Source organism: Kaistella sp. (assembly GCF_041824135.1).
Taxonomy (GTDB): domain Bacteria; phylum Bacteroidota; class Bacteroidia; order Flavobacteriales; family Weeksellaceae; genus Kaistella.
The window spans coordinates 1-18125 of record NZ_JBGZYM010000102.1 but is presented as its reverse complement, the minus strand read 5'-3'; the positions used below and the strand labels follow the sequence as shown (position 1 = coordinate 18125).

The 18125-nt window shown below is 33.3% G+C and carries 15 protein-coding genes; 7 read left to right on the top strand and 8 right to left on the bottom strand.

Features of this window, described 5'->3' with window-relative positions; translation table 11 throughout:
* The first annotated feature begins 12 nt into the window (after positions 1 to 12).
* Positions 13 to 786: an SGNH/GDSL hydrolase family protein gene (locus ACEYOS_RS13230; RefSeq protein ID WP_373709952.1), complete on the top strand. Its 774-nt coding sequence runs from the start codon at positions 13 to 15 to the stop codon at positions 784 to 786.
* Here ACEYOS_RS13230 and ligD read toward each other — a convergent pair.
* Both ligD and ACEYOS_RS13220 read right to left on the bottom strand, forming a co-directional pair.
* On the bottom strand, positions 783 to 3314 hold the full coding sequence (gene ligD / locus ACEYOS_RS13225; protein WP_373709951.1) for a DNA ligase D: 2532 nt from the start codon (positions 3312 to 3314) through the stop codon (positions 783 to 785). The two genes, ACEYOS_RS13230 and ligD, sit on opposite strands and share 4 nt — an antisense overlap.
* Positions 3315 to 3316: 2 nt before the next feature.
* Entirely contained in the window at positions 3317 to 4105 is a 789-nt protein-coding gene (locus ACEYOS_RS13220; protein WP_373709950.1) for a Ku protein, read from the bottom strand.
* A gap of 152 nt (positions 4106 to 4257) precedes the next feature.
* Between ACEYOS_RS13220 and era the strand changes: the two genes are divergently transcribed.
* From era to ACEYOS_RS13205, 3 genes are all read left to right on the top strand, one after another.
* Positions 4258 to 5136, top strand: coding sequence for a GTPase Era (gene era / locus ACEYOS_RS13215; RefSeq protein ID WP_373709949.1), 879 nt, complete (start codon positions 4258 to 4260; stop codon positions 5134 to 5136).
* A 68-nt stretch (positions 5137 to 5204) separates the two neighbouring features.
* Positions 5205 to 5636, top strand: a complete 432-nt coding sequence (locus ACEYOS_RS13210) for a DoxX family protein (protein ID WP_373709948.1) — start codon at positions 5205 to 5207, stop codon at positions 5634 to 5636.
* Between the two features lie 123 nt (positions 5637 to 5759).
* Complete coding sequence (locus ACEYOS_RS13205; protein WP_373709947.1) at positions 5760 to 8165, top strand: prolyl oligopeptidase family serine peptidase; 2406 nt, start codon at positions 5760 to 5762, stop codon at positions 8163 to 8165.
* A 330-nt stretch (positions 8166 to 8495) separates the two neighbouring features.
* Here the strand turns inward: ACEYOS_RS13205 and ACEYOS_RS13200 are convergent, their stop codons facing one another.
* Together ACEYOS_RS13200 and ACEYOS_RS13195 are read right to left on the bottom strand one after the other, a co-directional pair.
* Entirely contained in the window at positions 8496 to 9491 is a 996-nt protein-coding gene (locus tag ACEYOS_RS13200) for a hypothetical protein (protein WP_373709946.1), read from the bottom strand.
* 7 nt (positions 9492 to 9498) lie between these two features.
* A complete protein-coding gene (locus tag ACEYOS_RS13195) occupies positions 9499 to 9789 on the bottom strand; it encodes a hypothetical protein (protein WP_373709945.1) in 291 nt (96 codons plus the stop codon).
* Positions 9790 to 9952: 163 nt separating this feature from the next.
* Between ACEYOS_RS13195 and ACEYOS_RS13190 the strand changes: the two genes are divergently transcribed.
* Both ACEYOS_RS13190 and ACEYOS_RS13185 read left to right on the top strand, forming a co-directional pair.
* The gene (locus tag ACEYOS_RS13190; RefSeq protein ID WP_373797592.1) at positions 9953 to 10465 is read left to right on the top strand and encodes a hypothetical protein; all 513 of its coding nucleotides are present in this window, start codon (positions 9953 to 9955) and stop codon (positions 10463 to 10465) included.
* A gap of 106 nt (positions 10466 to 10571) precedes the next feature.
* On the top strand, positions 10572 to 11753 hold the full coding sequence (locus ACEYOS_RS13185; RefSeq protein ID WP_373709943.1) for an acyl-CoA dehydrogenase family protein: 1182 nt from the start codon (positions 10572 to 10574) through the stop codon (positions 11751 to 11753).
* A 225-nt stretch (positions 11754 to 11978) separates the two neighbouring features.
* Here the strand turns inward: ACEYOS_RS13185 and ACEYOS_RS13180 are convergent, their stop codons facing one another.
* The 3 genes from ACEYOS_RS13180 to rsmG form a co-directional block, all read right to left on the bottom strand.
* Positions 11979 to 14705, bottom strand: coding sequence for a PD-(D/E)XK nuclease family protein (locus ACEYOS_RS13180; protein ID WP_373709942.1), 2727 nt, complete (start codon positions 14703 to 14705; stop codon positions 11979 to 11981).
* A gap of 129 nt (positions 14706 to 14834) precedes the next feature.
* Complete coding sequence (locus ACEYOS_RS13175) at positions 14835 to 15251, bottom strand: hypothetical protein (protein ID WP_373709941.1); 417 nt, start codon at positions 15249 to 15251, stop codon at positions 14835 to 14837.
* A 32-nt stretch (positions 15252 to 15283) separates the two neighbouring features.
* Positions 15284 to 15919 (bottom strand): 16S rRNA (guanine(527)-N(7))-methyltransferase RsmG, encoded by a 636-nt coding sequence (gene rsmG, locus ACEYOS_RS13170; protein ID WP_373709940.1) that lies wholly within the window; start codon positions 15917 to 15919, stop codon positions 15284 to 15286.
* Positions 15920 to 16019: 100 nt separating this feature from the next.
* Here rsmG and ACEYOS_RS13165 point away from each other — a divergent pair, with 100 nt between their 5' ends.
* Positions 16020 to 17219, top strand: a complete 1200-nt coding sequence (locus ACEYOS_RS13165) for a pyridoxal phosphate-dependent aminotransferase (protein ID WP_373709939.1) — start codon at positions 16020 to 16022, stop codon at positions 17217 to 17219.
* A 64-nt stretch (positions 17220 to 17283) separates the two neighbouring features.
* On the opposite strand, the gene ACEYOS_RS13160 is transcribed toward ACEYOS_RS13165, so the two are convergent.
* Positions 17284 to 18063, bottom strand: coding sequence for a zinc ribbon domain-containing protein (locus tag ACEYOS_RS13160; protein WP_373709938.1), 780 nt, complete (start codon positions 18061 to 18063; stop codon positions 17284 to 17286).
* Positions 18064 to 18125 lie beyond the last annotated feature (62 nt).

Genomic DNA, 18125 nt, shown 5'->3' with positions numbered 1-18125 from the left:
AGAATCATCTAAATGAAAAAGAACTATTTCACCCATCTTTTGAAGTCGATTCCTTTGTTGCCGATCATCTATTTTCAGGGAAAGAAAATCAAAAAAGAAATTCAGTTTTTACCGGAAGCAAAGGAACCAGAAGGTTTGGTCAATGTCAATTCTGATCAAACTTTAAAAGTCCTTTTTATTGGTGAAAGTTCTTTTGCAGGAGTTGGGTCAGATTTTCACAAAAATAGTTTCGCCGGTCATTTCTCTAATGAATTAAGTTCTGCATTTCACTGCAATATCGATTGGAAAGTCTATGCTAAAACGGGTTATAATGCGGCAAAAGTTCATCAAAGAATTGTCCCAAAAATTATAGAAACTCAATGTGATTTATTGGTTATCGGCATTGGGGCGAATGATTCTTTTGAATTTACTCAGCCAAAAAAATGGCTGGAAAATATTCAGTTTTTAATAGATTCTTTAAGAAATAAATTTCCAGAAACTCCGATTTCATTTGCGCAGTTACCTACTATTGAAGCGTTTCCCGCACTTACAAAAGAAATGCAATATGTTTTAGGAAATCATAAAGATTTACTTGCACAATATCTTTACAGTCAAACTTTAAAGAACGAAAATATTTATTTTCCGACCAACAAAGTTGATATTAAAAAATGGATGAAATTACTGAACGAGGATCAAACGATTGCAGATTTTTTCAGTGATGGGATTCATCCTTCAGAATTGACTTATAAAATGTGGGCGCAAGAAAGTGTACAGTTTTTATTCGACTCGAAAATAAAATTCTCTTAATCTTTAGAAAGATTTTCTAACGCTTTCAACATATCAATTCCTTTTCCTAAAACGGGCTTAAAGAGATCACCATTCTTTTTAATACGCTCCAAAGCATTATGAATATTGAAATCAGTCGGCTTTAAACTAAACTTTAATTCTTCCCATAAAATAGGCATTGAAACAGGAGCCGAAGGTTTCGGACGAATACTGTAAACACTCGCTAATGTCTGACCCGTTCGATTTTGCAGATAATCTAAATAGATTTTATTTTGATCCCGTTTCTTAAGACTTCGCTCCAAAGTAGTTAAGTCTGGTAATTTTTGCTGTACTTTCTGCATTAAAAGATGAGCGAAATTTTTCACCTGTTCTACTTCATAATTTTCACCCATCGGAATAAAAATATGAATCCCTGAACTACCGGAAGTTTTACAATAACCTTTAATTTTTGCTTTATCTAAAATTTCTTTTACACATAAACTTGTTTCAATAACATGATCAAAAGTGTTTTTCTCGGAAGGATCTAAATCCAAAGCCAGCCAGGTTGGTTTATCCAAATGATTTACGGTCGAATTCCACGGATTCAAATCGATGCAACCGAGATTATTCAAATACGCCAGATCATTAGCCGTGTTACAGATTAAATATTGTATGTCTTTTTCATTGGATTCTGAAAAAATAGAAACTTTGTCAATCCAATCTGGTGAATCGTTTCCGGCATCTTTATGATAAAAACTCAATCCCTCAATTCCATTAGGAAAACGATTTAAGGATTGCGGACGATTTTTCAAATGAGGCAAAATATATTTCGAAACAGACTGATAATAATCAATCACTTCACCTTTTGTAATGCCACTTTCAGGAAAATAGATCTTGTTTTGATTGGTGAGTTTAACAGTTTTCTTTAGTTTTTTAGTTTTACTTTTAGTTGGTTCATTTTGAATTTTCATTTCTAAAGAAGATAGATTTTCAATTTCATCATCTTTAATTAAATCCTCTTTGTCTTTATCAATTCGAAGTCCCATAAAAACTGGATGACGGAAAATTCCATCTTTCGTTTTTTCGGTATATTTTATTTCACAAACCAATTCTGGTTGCAACCAGGTGGCAGGTGCATTGGTTTTTGGAATTTTATCAAAAGGACAATTTTCAATAATTAAAGTTTTAAATATTTCATATAACGATTCTAATGTTTTATCCGAAAACCCTGTGCCCGCATGTCCGCAATATTCTAATTTGTCATTAATATAAGTTCCTAAAATGATTGCACCAAAATTCTTTCGACCGCCATTGGGTTCGGTAAAACCACAGATCAAAACATCTTCTGTATTTTGAAATTTAATCTTCAACCAATCTGAGGATCGAACTCCTTCTGAATAAGTGCTGTCTGCTTTTTTTGCAATCATTCCTTCTAACTCCATTTTCTTGATCTGGTCAAAAAAATCAATTCCTTTCTCTGGAATATGTTCACAGTATTTGATAACTTCGTTTCCGACTAAAGCCTCTTTCAACAATTCTTTCCGTTGAATTAAAGTTAAATTTTCAGTGGAGTGACCATTCAGCCAAAGCATATCAAAGACTTGATACGTCATTGCCAAATTTGGATTTTCACCGATTTTTTGTAAAGTTTGAAAGTCCGGTTTTCCTTCGCTATTGTACGCAACGATCTCACCATCCAAAATCATTTGGTGATTTTGATCTTCTAAAGCTTTTGTAATTTTAGAAAATTTCTCGGAATAGGAGAGTCCATTTCGGGAATAAAGTTGAATTGCAGTTTCTCTCAAATCTGCAATAGCGCGGTAACCGTCCCATTTAATTTCGAAGACCCAGTCTTTATTATCAAAAGGTTTCTCATTGCTTTGAGCCAACATTGGTTTGATAAAATCTTTTAACTTTTTCTCCCCAATCAGAGATGGCGTGTAGTTTCTAAATGATTTTGATTCTTTCGCCGGAGTTTTTACTTTTTTTTTGCTAGGCCGATTTTCTTCGCGTAAGGTTACTTTAGATTTTTTCGGAACATGTTCTTCAGAATCGTAATCTTCCAATGCGAATTGATCTTTATGTTTGATGAGCAACCAGGCATTTTCTTGTTTCGAGTTTTTAATTTTAACTAAAGCAAACTCTCCTTTCAGCTTTTTTCCATGCAGAACAAACTTGAGAGATTCCTTATGAAGTTCGTGTCGCATGACCAAATCATCCGATTTACCTTCGACTTTCTCTAACGATTCATACGTTCCAGAATCCCAGATTTCAACTTCGCCACCACCGTAATTTCCTTCGGGAATTGTTCCTGCAAAATCTTTATAAGAATACGGATGATCCTCGGTCATCATCGCCAAGCGTTTATCTTTTGGATTCAGTGACGGACCTTTCGGAACCGCCCAACTTTTCAGAACTCCATCCATTTCCAACCGGAAATCATAATGAAGTCGTGAAGCAGAATGACGTTGGATAACAAAAACTAATTTGCCATCATTTTTATTTTCTTTTCCTTCCGGTTCGGAGGTTTCATCGAAATTTCGTTTTTTATTGTACTCTTCTAGAGGCATGATCAGGAAACTTTTTTAGTCTTTTTAGAACCTTCTAAACTGGCTTTCAATTGTGCCATTAAGTCAACAACTTTTCCGCTTTCTTCTTTAGAATCTGCTACTTTTCTGACTTTCTTACCTTTCGCTTTTTTCTTGATTATTTTTAATAGATCTTCGGAATAAGTATCTGTAAAGGCGGCCGGATCAAATGTTTCAGAAGTTTGTTCAATTAAAGACACCGCCATTTTCATTTCACCAGGCTTCGGAGTTTTTTTAGCAGGAATTTTTAAATCTCCGTATTCACGGATCTGTTTTGAAAATCTTAAACGATTAACAATTAAAACATTGTCATCATAAGGACGAATCATTCCAAAAATTTCTTTATCTCGCATTACAAATGTTCCAATGCCCGCCATTTTTGTTTTAATCAAAGATTTCAATAAAAGATTATAAGCATTCTCAGCATTTTTTTGAGGTTCAAGAAAGTAGGGGACTTCAAAATAAACAGAATCAATTTCTGCTTCCTTTACAAAATGTTCAATCGAGAAAACTTTGGTTTTTTCAGGACTTGCAGCGGCATAATCATCGTCATCCAGAACAACATATTTGTCTTCCATCAAATAACCTTTCACAATGTTTTCCCATTTTACTTCTTTACCCGTTTTCTCATTAACACGTTTAAATTTGATATTTGAAAAATCGCTTTTATCTAACATATCCAGATCAAGTTTGCTATCCTGTACTGCAGAGTACATTTTCACCGGAATATTAACCAATCCAAATCCTATTGCACCGTTCCAAATTGACTTCATAATAAATAGTTTAAGATTTTGATTAATGAAATAATTATGCCTTTCGAGATTGATAAGACTTCTCCATTAGTCTCGGTAATTTTAAATTAAAGAATGAAAACAACACCGACGAAAATTCCTTAACTTTGCCCTTACTTTAAAATAAAAATACTTTGAGCAATCATAAAGCAGGCTTCGTTAATATAGTTGGAAAACCCAACGCAGGAAAATCAACACTTCTTAACCAATTGATGGGAGAGAAACTCGCAATTGTTACCCAAAAAGCACAAACGACCAGACATCGTATTTTCGGAATTTATAATGAAGAGGATTTGCAAATTGTCTTTTCTGACACGCCAGGTGTTTTAGATCCGAAATACGGACTTCAGGAAAAAATGATGGATTTTGTAAAGGATTCTTTGCAGGATGCGGATGTTTTCTTATTCATCATCGATCTTACTGATAAATCAGAACACAGTGAATTTCTGGTTGAGAAACTCAACAAGATTCCAGTTCCGGTTTTGATTTTGGTGAATAAAATAGATGCTTCTAATCAAACTGATCTTGAAAAAGTGATGGAGTTTTGGCACGAGCAAATTCCTAAAGCCGAGATTTTGCCGATTTCTGCTTTAACAGGATTTAATACCGAAGTGATTTTACCAAAACTAAAATCAATGCTTCCTGAAAATCCGCCTTATTATGACAAAGATCAATATACCGATAAACCGGAAAGGTTTTTTGTCAACGAAACTGTTCGCGAGAAAATCCTTTTAAATTACGATAAAGAAATTCCTTATTCGGTAGAAGTTGTTACTGAACAATTTAAGGAAACCGAGGGAATGTTATTTATCGATGCTGTGATTTATGTGGAACGCGATACTCAAAAAGGTATTATTATCGGGCATAAAGGTGATGCCATCAAAAAGGTTGGAACCGAAGCCAGAATTGATTTGGAAAAATTCTTTTCTAAAAAAATACATTTAAAGCTTTTTGTGAAAGTGAAAAAAGACTGGCGTAAAAATGATCGTGATTTGAAAAATTTCGGTTATTGATGGAAATCGGTAGATCAAAATTTTGTATTTTAGATGTTTTTATTAATTTCTTGAATTAAATATATTAAATGAGTTACTTTTCTTCAACAAAAGACAATCCTGCAATCAATAATATTGTAATGTTATTAGTACGAATTTTCGTTGCAGTAGCAATGATCATTTTGCATGGACTTCCCAAATTAGAGAAATTTATGGCAGGTGGTGAAATTCAGTTCTATAATTTTATGGGAATTGGGGCGAGTAGTACCTTAATTCTAGCCATTCTGCTCGAACTTATTTGTGCGTTTTTAATAATGATCGGATTATTTACGCGGGCAGCAAGTTTAGTGTTAATCTTCGTAATGGCCGTTGCAGCTTTTGGAGTTCATTATGCAGATCCCTTCAGTGTAAAAGAGAGTAGTCTTTTATTTCTTTCTCTTTTTGCTTTAATCTTCACTTTCGGACCGCGCCAATTTTCAATAGACAGTATGATTTCCAGAAGGAGAGAATCTCGCTGGTAATATTATTTTCATAAAAACAAGAATCCACCAATTAACATATCATGTTTTGGTGGATTTTTTATTATTATTGATGTATCCTTGCTAGAAAGATTAATTTTCGATACTTTTGAAAAAAGAGTATACATGAAAAAAAGACTGACCGCTATTGCATTGCTATTCGTAGTTTTTGCAAGTGCTCAAGAAAGTATTACCTATCAAAAACCTTCTCCTGAGATCATGCAATTGGCAGATTTCGAAAGAGCTCCGTCGGTTTTTATGGATAGTAAAAGAGAACAGATGATTTTCTCTTATCGAGACACCTACAAATCACTCTATGACCTCAATCAAGATGAAATGAAACTGGCTGGATTGCGTGTAAATCCCGTTACCAACATTTCCAGCACAATGACTTATGTTAATAATCTGAAGACAAGAAAACTTAAGGATAAAACCGAACAGCAAGTCAAAGGATTACCCGCAAATGCAAGAATCGCGTATCTTGGTTTTTCACCAGATGAGAAAAAATTGGCTTTTACCAATACTACGAAAAGCGCAGTAGAATTATGGATCTTAGATCTTGCTTCCAATACCGCGAAAAAAATATCGAATCAACCACTGAACGCCAACCTTGGAAGTCCCTATGTTTGGATGTCAGATTCTCAACATTTATTGATCAAGCAAATTCCATCTGATAGAAAAGCTTTAATTGATGATAAACAAAATCTGCCTACTGGTCCAACCGTTTCTAATTCTGACGGAAAAGTTTCGCAAAACAGAACTTATCAGGATCTGTTGAAAAATCCACAGGATGAAGCTAATTTTGAGACATTGGCAAAATCTGAGTTGGTGAAAATTTCAATTAATGGAGATCAGCAAAAATTTAAAAGTGACGCTATCTTTAGTGGCATGAATTACTCGCCAGATGGAAATTATTTGATGTTGACCACCATTCAAAAACCATATTCTTACATTGTCCCCTTGAACAGATTTCCGATGACTTCTACCGTTTACGATAAGAATGGGAATTTGGTAAAAGTGGTCAATGAAACGCCGTTGAATGAAATTATGCCGAAAGGTTTTTCATCCGTTAGAGAAGGAAAAAGAAATATCAGTTGGAGAGACGATCAGCCCGCAACTTTGGTTTATGCCGAAGCATTGGATGGAGGAGATCAGGCTAAAAAAGTAGCGTATCGTGATGAAGTTTTCGTATGGGACGCACCATTTAATGCAGCTCCGAAATCGTTCTTTAAAACGCAACAAAGATTCAGCGGAATCGATTGGTCTAATGGGAATGTAGCAATTGTTTCTGATTCTTGGTATGATACGAGAAATTCAAAATCTTATTTAATTAATCTGAAAGATAATTCTTCAAAAATAATTGAAGATCGCAATTATCAGGACGTTTATAGCGATTCGGGAAAATTTGCCGAAAATAAAAATCAATTCGGCAGAAACGTCATTGATATTAAAAATGGTAAAGCGCATTTAATCGGTGCCGGATTTACTAAAGACGGACAGTTTCCTTTCATCGATGAATTGGATTTAGGATCAATGAAAAAAAATCGATTGTATACTTCAAAATTGAAGAATTCCAAAGAAAGTATCGTTGATATTTTAGATGCAAAAACAGGACAGGTTTTAGTGGTTGAACAATCACCAAGTCAATATCCAAACTATTTTGTAAGAAACATTAAAAACGGGAAAGCTACTGCCGTAACTCATTTCGCTAATCCTTTTGAAAGCATTAAAAATGTGTATAAAGAAGTAATTACTTACAAACGAAACGATGGAGTAGAATTGACTGGAACGCTTTATTTACCGGCTAATTACGACAGAAAAAATCATAAAGAAAAATTGCCACTTTTAATCTGGGCCTATCCTAGAGAATATGTGAATAAAGATACTGCTGGACAAAACACACAGAATCCAAATGATTTTACATTCCCAAGTTATGGTTCGTTTATTTATTGGGTAACCAAAGGTTATGCAGTTTTAGATGATGCATCTTTCCCTATTATTGGTGAAGGAAAAGCACAACCGAACGATACTTTTATCCCACAGTTGGTTGCTAACGGAAAAGCAGCGATTGACGCTTTGGATCAATTAGGATATATTGACAGAACTAAAGTTGCAGTTGGTGGACACTCTTACGGAGCGTTTATGACGGCTAATCTTTTGACCCATTCCAAAGATTATGCATGTGGAATTGCCAGAAGTGGTGCTTATAACAGAACGTTGACGCCATTTGGTTTCCAGAGTGAACAAAGAAATTATTGGGATGTACCCGAAATTTATAACACGATGTCACCATTTATGACTGCTGATAAAATGAAAACGCCAATGTTATTAATTCATGGTGAGGCAGATAATAATCCTGGAACATTTACTTTGCAAACGGAAAGATATTTCCAGGCGTTGAAAAATTTAGGCGCACCGGTGAGAATGGTTTTATTACCAAAAGAATCTCATGGTTATGCAGCCAAGGAAAGTATTTTACATACTTTATGGGAACAGGATCAGTTTTTAGAAAAATGTTTAAAAAACAAATAAATTCTCTAAAAGAGTCTTCCAAATTGGGAGGCTCTTTTTTTTATGTTCTTAAAAAGTAAAATTGAGAGGTTTTGATTTAAGTTATTTTTATAAAAGGGAAGATAATTCTAAAGCCTAAAAACATCTACAATTTAACATAATATAAATTATAGGACTTTTATGAAATTTCAAATTTTTCTAAGGGAATCAAATATATCAATCTTTTAAGATTCTAACCGAACTATTATTCAATTTCCGCTAATAAACAAATTTATATATCATGAATCACAATCAATTTAAAATCCTACAGCCGATTGTCATCGATTAGGATTGACAACTTAATTTCTAATTCTAATCTACATACTTTATTGGATTTTCAGAAACCAAATTTTTTAAAGAAATAACCTGTCCGTTTTTAGAAAGCTCGCATTCTGCAGGTTTATTTTTAAATAATTTAAAAGTAAATGTTATTGTCTCAGTTCCTTTAATTTTATCAAATTTTCGAAAAGCATTTAGAATTTCATTTGGATGGAAATAATAGTCAATTCCATATTGATTTCCATTCCCAAATCTCACGTAAAAAGTTTTTGGAATATTTTCATATTTATTCAAACTTTTTTCTTTCAAATCAAAAATATTCTGTTCAGCAAATGAATAAGCATATGCATTTAATAATTGATCGCCAGCTTCTAAATCTACCTTAAAAATCCATCGATACTTATTTTGAAGCAAATCAGAAAAATCATTAATATTTTCAATTCCTTCATAGTCATTGTATTTTTCACCCAGACTTTCTTTATAAATCAACTGATCAAGATTTCCTGTAGTTTCTTTTGCTCGGTATGAAGCAATATTGATTGATGGAAAATCTTCCTGATCAATTTTCAAAATCACTTTTCCTTTCGGGTAAATCTCACACGATAATTTGGTAAGATCCTTACTGTTTTTTTTTGCGTTTTTTAAAAGCTCATATGGGATTTTTGTTCGAAGTTGATAGAACTTTCTTTCATCAATCGAGAAATATTTCAGATTTAATGAATCTGGTAAAAGTTCAGTGTTTTTCTGAAAATAAATAGATTCCCGACTTGAAGAACTGGTTAAATCCTTAGAATCATTATCTATTTCCTTCCTAGAATTATTGAAATTGTTATAAAAAACACCATTAATTACTTTAATAATATTTGGATTTGAAGACGTTGAATTTTCGGAAAAACTTCTAATTTCTACAGTCCACATTACTTTTTCATTTTCCTTATTCTTCACCTTAGTCGTAAAATAAAGGATAATAAGAACTGCTAATATGCCTACCAGTATTACGTTGAGAATATTTAAGATTTTACTTTTCATATCGATTTTAATGTTGATAGGCTTTTGCTAAAGCTCCCAAATAGGAAAGGATGATAAAACCAATGATCGAAACAATAATCAAAAAGATGGTAAAATATTTAAAACTCTTTTTGTATGGTTCATCCACCAAGAATACTCTCAATAAAATTGCGATAAACGGAATTGTAAAGAATGAAACAATCATCAACAAATCTTCATTGTGAACAGAAAAAAGGTTGGCATAATCGATATAAATGAATAAGACTACTTCTATAAAAAAAAGCAGAAAAATTGTTATAAATGGATTGTTTTTGATCATTATTTATTAAAACTACATCAAAATTTTTGTTCATCAAAATAAAACCTATTAATTCTAAGAAATCAAAATTTTTGGTGTGTCAGTGTATTTCTTATTTATCATCATATTAAATCTTCAAAATAATTTCCGTAACTTCAATTTTCAAAATTTAGTTATTTATTTTATGAAAAAACTTATTCTTTCAGCTCTTATCGTCTCAATGACAGTAAGTTGTGACAAAAAATCAGCTGAGACCGTAACAACCTCTGAACCTGTAGATTCACTGAGCGTACTTCCAGAAACCAACGAACCGATTGAGTCCTCTACCTTACAAACTTGCTATCTACAAGCAACTGGAAAGGATTCTGTTTTTGTTACTTTGGAAGATAATTTGGGCACCATCATTGGTAAAATGCGCTACAAAAACTTTGAAAAAGACAGTTCCAGTGGTGATATTGTAGGCAATCAAAATGGTGACACTTTAAAATTAAATTACACCTTCGAAGCTGAAGGTAAAACTTCTGAACGTGAAATTTATTTCTTAAGAAAAGGAGAAAATATTGTGGAAGGAATTGGAGAACATACCACCGTCGGAGCACAATCTAAATATGCTAATCCTTCTGCATTGAAATATGAAGGAAATACTTTAAAACAAGTTGACTGCACTGATTTTGATAAAAAATTCAAAACTAAATAAGTCTGTCCTTTATCAATTAAATTGAATACGAACGATAGAGATAAAATTTCACTAAATATTTCTTAAAAATCTTTAATTATCCTAAATTAGGGCAAACAAAATTAATATGTCTTATTACCCTTTAAAATCCATTCCAGATTATTTCGGAATTGACAGTTTACTTACTGAGGAACAACTACTTATACGTCAATCTGTTCGCGATTGGGTAGAAAGTTTTGTGATGCCTAAAATTGACGAAGCCGCACAAAATCATACCGATATTCCTAACTTAATGAAAGAATTAGGGAAAATTGGAGCACTCGGTCCTTATATTCCCGAAGAATATGGTGGTTCTGGCTTAGACCAAATCTCTTACGGAATCATTATGCAGGAATTGGAAAGAGGCGATTCTGCAGTCCGTTCCGCAGCTTCTGTGCAAAGTTCTTTGGTCATGTTTCCTATTAATGAATACGGATCTGAAGAACAAAAAAAGAAATTTCTTCCTCAATTAGCAAGCGGTGATATGATCGGTGCTTTTGGATTAACAGAACCTAATCACGGTTCAGATCCAAGTTCAATGGAAACTTATTTCGTAGACAAAGGAGATCATTATTTATTAAACGGAGCAAAAATGTGGATCACTAATGCACCGGTTTGTGATATCGCTGTAGTTTGGGGGAAAAATGAAGAAGGAAAAGTTCAGGGTTTAATTGTTGAAAGAGCTTTCGAAGGATTTACGACTCCAACAACTCATAATAAATGGTCACTTCGTGCGTCGAAAACCGGAGAGTTGGTTTTTGATAATGTGAAAGTTCCGAAAGAAAATTTATTGCCAAAAGTGACTGGTTTGAAAGGACCTCTATCCTGTTTAAATTCTGCACGATACGGAATTTCTTGGGGCGTCATCGGTGCCGCAATTGATTGTTACTGCACTGCGGTTCAATACGCAAAAGAGAGAAGTCAATTCGGAAAACCAATCGCATCTTTCCAATTGCAACAGAAAAAGTTAGCTGAATTTTTAACTGAAATTACCAAAGCACAATTGCTTTGTCTTCAGTTAGGAAATTTGAAAAATGCACACACCGCAACTCCAGCACAAATTTCAATGGCGAAGAGAAACAACGTGAAAATGGCAATTGACATTGCTAGAGAATCGAGACAAATTCTCGGCGGCATGGGAATCATGGGAGATTTCCCAATGATGAGACACGCTGCAAATCTAGAATCCGTCATTACTTATGAGGGAACACACGACATTCATTTGCTGATCACCGGCATGGATATTACCGGAATTAACGCTTTCGGATAAATATAGAAAACCTTTAAAATCTTAAAACTTGAAGGTTTTTTTTTATTAAGCAAAACTTCGATAATAATCTCTTAAACCACAAAGTCACAAAGATTTCTTTTATTATTAGCAATCATAGTTCATCAAGATGAAAATATATTCACTTTTGTGGGCTTTTTATTAATGATATTTTTCACGGTATATTTTTATTCATTTGACTTTTGTGACTTTGTGGTTTTAAAATTTTCACCAAGATTGTTTTACTTCTTCTACAAAATCACTTGCTGGATTTAAAATTTCTACAATCACATTTTTAATCCATTTCATCGGACTTACGAGAGATTGATTCGAGATTTCTTCATCACCATAAATCTGTAAATTCTGAACACCTTTATTGGCTTCTGCAAAACTCCAGATTCCACATTCTACGAAATTATCCGGATACTTATTTTCATTTAAAACGGCATAAGCATAAATGCACAATTGCATTGCCTGCTTATAATCATCTCTGAAAAATAACTGCTCCAATTTTTCTACGTCCTCTTCTTTTTTGGCTTCTTTAATTAAAAGATTTTTGGTCTTCGCAGTTTTATAATCGATTATTCTTAACTTTCCATTGAGTCGGTCGATTCGATCAATGAAGCCGTAGAATGAAACTTTATCCGTTTTATCTTCATTCAAGTAATAATCAACATTTTCAAAATTCCCTTCAACACTTATAATTTCTAAAGTGTTTCCGTCATCAATTAATTTTTTATCAACTTCTAAAATCGTGCGGACTACCCTTTCCGCAATTGATTTATGAATATAATTCATTCCTTTTTCGTAGAAATCTGTTTGATGATTTAATTTAAGAATGGCCTGATTCATCACTTCAATCAGTTGTTGATTTGAAAATTCTAAATCTTTAACAGATAGATTTTTACCTAGATGTTTTTCATAGATAATTTGAAGCGCATAATGAACCAAGTTCCCATAACTTCGCTGCGAAAGCTCCTCTTCAATTTCGCTGGTTTCGCGGGTTCCTAAAATTTTGGTCAGATAAAAATCAACCGGATTATAAATAAAAGAAGTAAGATGTGACGGCGAAACTCTCTTTTTCCATTCCTCTAATTTCTGCAGAACAGAAGTTGATTTTTCAATTTGAATGATTTGTTTATTAATCGGTTCCGAAGAGTTTTCAATAATAATATGTTCAATTTCATGATGTTTATCTTCGATTTCAATTTGAGTGATAAATCTGCTTTTTTCGCCGGTATTAACACCTGAACTTAAAGCATTAAAGAGTAAATGAACATTCTGTGAATCCTGTAAAAGTCGATAAAAGTGGTAGGCATAAATACTGTCATTTTCTAAAAACGTGTGCAAATGAAAATTTTGACGAACATCAAAAGGCAAATACGTATTTTGAGAATTTCCTAAAGGAAGTTTTCCTTCATTTGTCGAAAGTAAAATAATATTTTCAAAGTTCAATAATCGCGTTTCCAGTAGTCCCATCACTTGTAAACCCTGCAATGGCTCTCCTTGAAAATCAATTGTTTCTGAATTAACTAATTGATTAATCAACACTTCCAATGTTTCCATTTTTATTTCAAATGAATAAGGTGAAAGTTGATTTTTAATAATTTTGAAACTCTTCTCAAAATGAGAAATATTTTCATATAAAATATCATCTAACTCTCTGTATTTTAATTGATAACAAAATGCGATCAATTCATCAATGAACTGATTAACGGAACTCGGTTTTTCAAATAAATTAAAATAAGAAAGTTCTGATAAGAGCTCTTTAAACTGTTTCTTCGAAATGTAAACGATATTTCTTTGTTCAATTTTCGCTTTAAAATCTACGATGATCTGCTGATCGATTTCCTCATTTGGCAACTCCTCTAAAACCGATAAAACATCGTTATAATAATAGGAAGAATCCTTTTTCTCCAACTGTTTTTGAAGATAAAAGAGCTGTTTCATCGCATTACTAAACCCTAAATTTTTCAGCGGAAATCCCATGGTAATATTGAGATGTTCAACGCTGCTCATCGCATCTAAACACGTTGGAAGAAGATTTTCATCCAATAGAACCACTGCCGTTTTTGATAAATCTTCATCATTTATTTCTGCGAAAATTTCAGGTAAAACTTTTGCTTGCGTTATATTACCGGAAACTTCATAGACTTTGACATTTTTGGATTGTGCAAAATCATTTTCAATCCAGTTAAAATTTCTGGTCTCAGTAAATTCTTTCCAGGTTTTGATGATCCGTAAAAACTTTCCGGCTTCTTGCCTTTCATCATTAATATAATATTCGTCAGCCTGGAAAAAACACTGCGCTTTATCCCACTGCATTAAGTTTCTAACTAATTTTTCTTCAACAGGCGTAAATGCATTAAAACCACAAAAGACAAATTTCCAGTCCGTTTTCTGAGTATAATCTTCAATTTTATTTTTCGCAGATTCATGAACCATTCCTGATGTCGCCCAATTTTTTTCGTTCAGCTTTTGCTTTAATAAAGGTAAAAACAAATTCATTCTCTGCCAGAAATTGAGAAACTTCCGTAAAGATCCATCTTCGCGAACTTCTAAGTTCTCCGACCAGTTTTTAATCTGTTCATCATCAAACATATATTCTAAAACCGCTTTGTCGGAATCAGAAAATTTCAAAATATCATCCCAATCTTTTAATATCGTTGGAAACCATTTCAGAAAATTAGCAAAATCTTCAGAAGGCTGAATTTGCCGATAGACTTCAAAAGAAAAAAGCCATAAAGCTATTCCCTGAACTGGCTGTTTGTCGGCGATATCTTTTATTAAATCTTCTATGGTGAAAAAGTTGGGAAGCATTCCTGAATATTGTTTTTCCTTCAAGATTCTTTTGATGAAAACCAACGGTCTTTTACCAGGAAGCACAATATTAAAATTGGACAGATCAGTATCTTGTGCTAAAAGTTCAGTAACGATTTTATTTAGAAATTTCATGGATGATGCTCTTAATTTATAACGTGAATTCAAAGGAAGTTTAGAAAATGAAAAATAGGGAAAATTCAACAAAAAAGCATCAGGAAAAATTGAATTCTTGATGCTTATCCTTTAAACTGCAGGAAGATTTTATTCTACCACAATTATCTTTTCAATCCATATATTTTCGCCAGCTGAATTTGTACCATTCCAAAACTTGAAGGTGTAATTCCCCGTTTGTTGAGGACGGAAATTAATTTGGGAGGCATGAGTAACTTCTGCACCACAAGCAACTGCAGTTTTAAATTTGAAAGAACTAACCGTACGCGTCAATTCATCAGAATAAACGTAATCATATCCATAAAAACCTTCACACTTGCTATTGTAATTGGAAAAAGTTTTAATGGTTTGTGTCGTGAAAACATCCATGGAATCTTGTGCAACTTTGACACTGTCAATTTTCACACGGTCCACGCTTTGAATCAAATTTTCTTCATTACGGTCATTACAACTCAATAGCGTAACAGCCATTAAAAAGACCAAACTAAATTTTATACTATTTTTCATGACGGTAAAATTTAAATGAACTAAAGTTTTAATTAGGAATTAAAATTTCCTTTAGATAAATATACTACTTTTTTGGTATCAAAAAATTCGCCTTCAAAATGATCTTTTAGCAGAAATAATTCTGCTTTTAAACCAGCAAGTTCCTCACCCAAATCACCGCCTTTTAAATAAAGAACACCGTTATGTTTAGGATTAATTTGCTCTTTCAAAAATTTTCCTCTTAACCAACGTAAGAAAACCGGCATTTGAGTAACTGCACGACTTACCACAAAATGAAATTGGCCTTTTACCTCTTCAGCTCGTGCATGAATTGCAATTATATTTTTTAAACCAATCCCTGTCGAAACTTCTTTAACAACTGTAATTTTTTTACCAATTGAATCGACTAAGGTAAACTGCACTTCCGGAAATAAAATCGCCAACGGAATTCCAGGAAAACCACCGCCAGTACCAATGTCCAGAACTTTCGTATTAGGCGCGAATTCCATCACCTTAGCAATACCAAGTGAATGTAGAATATGTTTTTCATAAAGCGAATCCATATCTTTCCGGGAGATGACGTTGATTTTTTCGTTCCATTCCTTATACAATTCTTCAAGGTCAGCGAACTGCTTTTTTTGGGTATCAGAAAGATTGAGAAAGTACTTTTCTATTAATTCTACGGACATTTTATTGCAAATTTTTTACAAAAATAAACAAAGCATTTCACAATAATTTGGTTTGTGAGTTCAAACTAAAAATTTATCTTTGAATCACTTAAAATTATATATGGAAAAATTCTCTGACCGGCTGAATCGAATGAGTTTCTCGCAGACTTTTGTAATGAGCAACAAAGTCCGGGAAATGAAAGCTGAAGGAATCGATGTGATCAGTTTAACACTTGGTGAACCTGATTTCGATGTTCCGGCAGATATTAAAGAAGCAGCTTTTGAAGCGATTAATAATAATTTTAGCCACTACTCGCCTGTGCCTGGATTTCTGGATTTAAGAGAAGCCATCTGTGGAAAATTAAAAAGAGACAATCATTTAGAATATAAACCTTCGCAAATTTGTGTATCCAATGGAGCCAAACAAGCGATTCTAAACGTACTTTCTTCTATAATTAATGACGGTGATGAAGTAATTCTGCCGGCTCCATATTGGGTAAGTTACGATGAAATGGTCAAAATGATGGGTGGAAAGTCGGTATTCGTAGAAACTTCCATTGATACCGAATTTAAGATGACTGCAGCACAACTTGAAAATGCAATTACTCCGAAAACAAAAGCACTTCTGTACAGTTCTCCTTGTAATCCGTCGGGAAGTTATTACACTTATGAAGAACTAGAAAGTATTGCTAATGTAATTGCAAAATATCCGCAGATCACGATTATCTCTGATGAGATCTATGAATTTACAAATTATGAAGGCAAACATACTTCGATTGCAGAGTTTCAACAGGTTTACGAGCAAACTGCCGTGATCAATGGAATGTCAAAAGCATTCGCGATGACTGGCTGGAGAATTGGTTATTCTGCGTGTCCGAGTTGGTTAGCGCAAGCTTGTGAAAAGATTCAAGGACAAATGACGAGCGGTGCGAATACGATGGCTCAGAAAGCGTCAATTACTGCATTAAAAACTGATCCCAGTGAATACCGATTTATGATCGATGAATTTAAAAAACGACGGGACTTGGTTTTTTCTTTGATAAAAGATATTCCAGGTTTTAAAGTCAATTATCCGAAAGCGGCCTTTTATTTTTTTCCAGACATTTCATTTTATGTTGGAAAGAGTTTAAATGGAACATTCATTAAAGATGCCGATGATTTTGCGATGTTCTTATTAGAAAATGCTCATGTTGGAACCGTTGGAGGCGTTTCTTTCGGTAATCCAAACTGTATTCGTTTTTCCTATGCAACTTCAGAGAAAGATCTTATTGAAGCAATGAAACGAATTCACGAGTTTTTAGATAAAGTTGAAATAAGCTAAAAGATATTCCATAAAAAAGCCGATTTGTATTTTTCAAATCGGCTTTTTTTATTGTTAGAAAGAATTAGAACTTAATAATGTCTTTCATTTTTTCGTTTTCTTCATTGACCAGATCATCGTCAACCAAAATCTTACCAGAATGTTCATCGATAATGATTTTCTTACGTTGTGCGATTTCCATTTGCTTTTGTGGAGGAAGTGTAAAGAATGACCCTTTCGGAGCACCTCTTTCTAAACCTACAACCGCTAAACCTGTTGGTGAATTTGTACGGATTCTTTGGTAAGAAGCCAATAATCTCGCATCGATATTCTTGGCAAATTCAGTTGATTTTTCAATTAAGAAATCCTCTTCTTTCTGAGTTTCAGAAACTAAGTTTTCCAGTTCTTCTTTTTTGAATTTCAAGTGGTTTTTCAAATCAGCAATTTTAGAATTTAACTCGTCTAAAGTTTCATTCTTGTGACCGATTTTCGCACCAAATTCGTTGATTCTTTTTTCTGAAAGTTGAATTTCCAGTTCCTGGTATTCAATTTCTTTATCCAAAGATTCGAACTCTTTATTATTTCTTACGTTATCTTGCTGAGATTTATATTTTTCAATCAAAGATTTCGCATGATTAATCACTTCGTTTTTTGTGCTGATTTCATCGTTTTGAAGTTTCACCTCACTTTGAAATTTCTCAGCTCTTTTTTCTAAACCTTCGATTTCAATTTCTAAATCTTCCACTTCAATAGGCAATTCGCCTCTTGTGCTACGGATTTCGTCTAATCTTGAATCAATAATTTGTAGGTCGTAAAGTGCTCTTAGTTTGTCTTCAACGGCGATTTCTACTGTTTTTTTAGCCATATTTTATAAAAAATAGTTTACAGGGTTGGTTTTCTCGGTAGATTTTGAGACTGCAAAGGTAG

Coding starts and splice junctions, on each gene's coding strand:
- ACEYOS_RS13230 (WP_373709952.1), top strand. CDS start 13: ATGAAAAAGAACTATTTCACCCATCTTTTGAAGTCGATTCCTTTGTTG.
- ligD (WP_373709951.1), bottom strand. CDS start 3,314: ATGCCTCTAGAAGAGTACAATAAAAAACGAAATTTCGATGAAACCTCC.
- ACEYOS_RS13220 (WP_373709950.1), bottom strand. CDS start 4,105: ATGAAGTCAATTTGGAACGGTGCAATAGGATTTGGATTGGTTAATATT.
- ACEYOS_RS13210 (WP_373709948.1), top strand. CDS start 5,205: ATGAGTTACTTTTCTTCAACAAAAGACAATCCTGCAATCAATAATATT.
- ACEYOS_RS13205 (WP_373709947.1), top strand. CDS start 5,760: ATGAAAAAAAGACTGACCGCTATTGCATTGCTATTCGTAGTTTTTGCA.
- ACEYOS_RS13200 (WP_373709946.1), bottom strand. CDS start 9,491: ATGAAAAGTAAAATCTTAAATATTCTCAACGTAATACTGGTAGGCATA.
- ACEYOS_RS13195 (WP_373709945.1), bottom strand. CDS start 9,789: ATGATCAAAAACAATCCATTTATAACAATTTTTCTGCTTTTTTTTATA.
- ACEYOS_RS13190 (WP_373797592.1), top strand. CDS start 9,953: ATGAAAAAACTTATTCTTTCAGCTCTTATCGTCTCAATGACAGTAAGT.
- ACEYOS_RS13185 (WP_373709943.1), top strand. CDS start 10,572: ATGTCTTATTACCCTTTAAAATCCATTCCAGATTATTTCGGAATTGAC.
- ACEYOS_RS13180 (WP_373709942.1), bottom strand. CDS start 14,705: ATGAAATTTCTAAATAAAATCGTTACTGAACTTTTAGCACAAGATACT.
- ACEYOS_RS13175 (WP_373709941.1), bottom strand. CDS start 15,251: ATGAAAAATAGTATAAAATTTAGTTTGGTCTTTTTAATGGCTGTTACG.
- rsmG (WP_373709940.1), bottom strand. CDS start 15,919: ATGTCCGTAGAATTAATAGAAAAGTACTTTCTCAATCTTTCTGATACC.
- ACEYOS_RS13165 (WP_373709939.1), top strand. CDS start 16,020: ATGGAAAAATTCTCTGACCGGCTGAATCGAATGAGTTTCTCGCAGACT.
- ACEYOS_RS13160 (WP_373709938.1), bottom strand. CDS start 18,063: ATGGCTAAAAAAACAGTAGAAATCGCCGTTGAAGACAAACTAAGAGCA.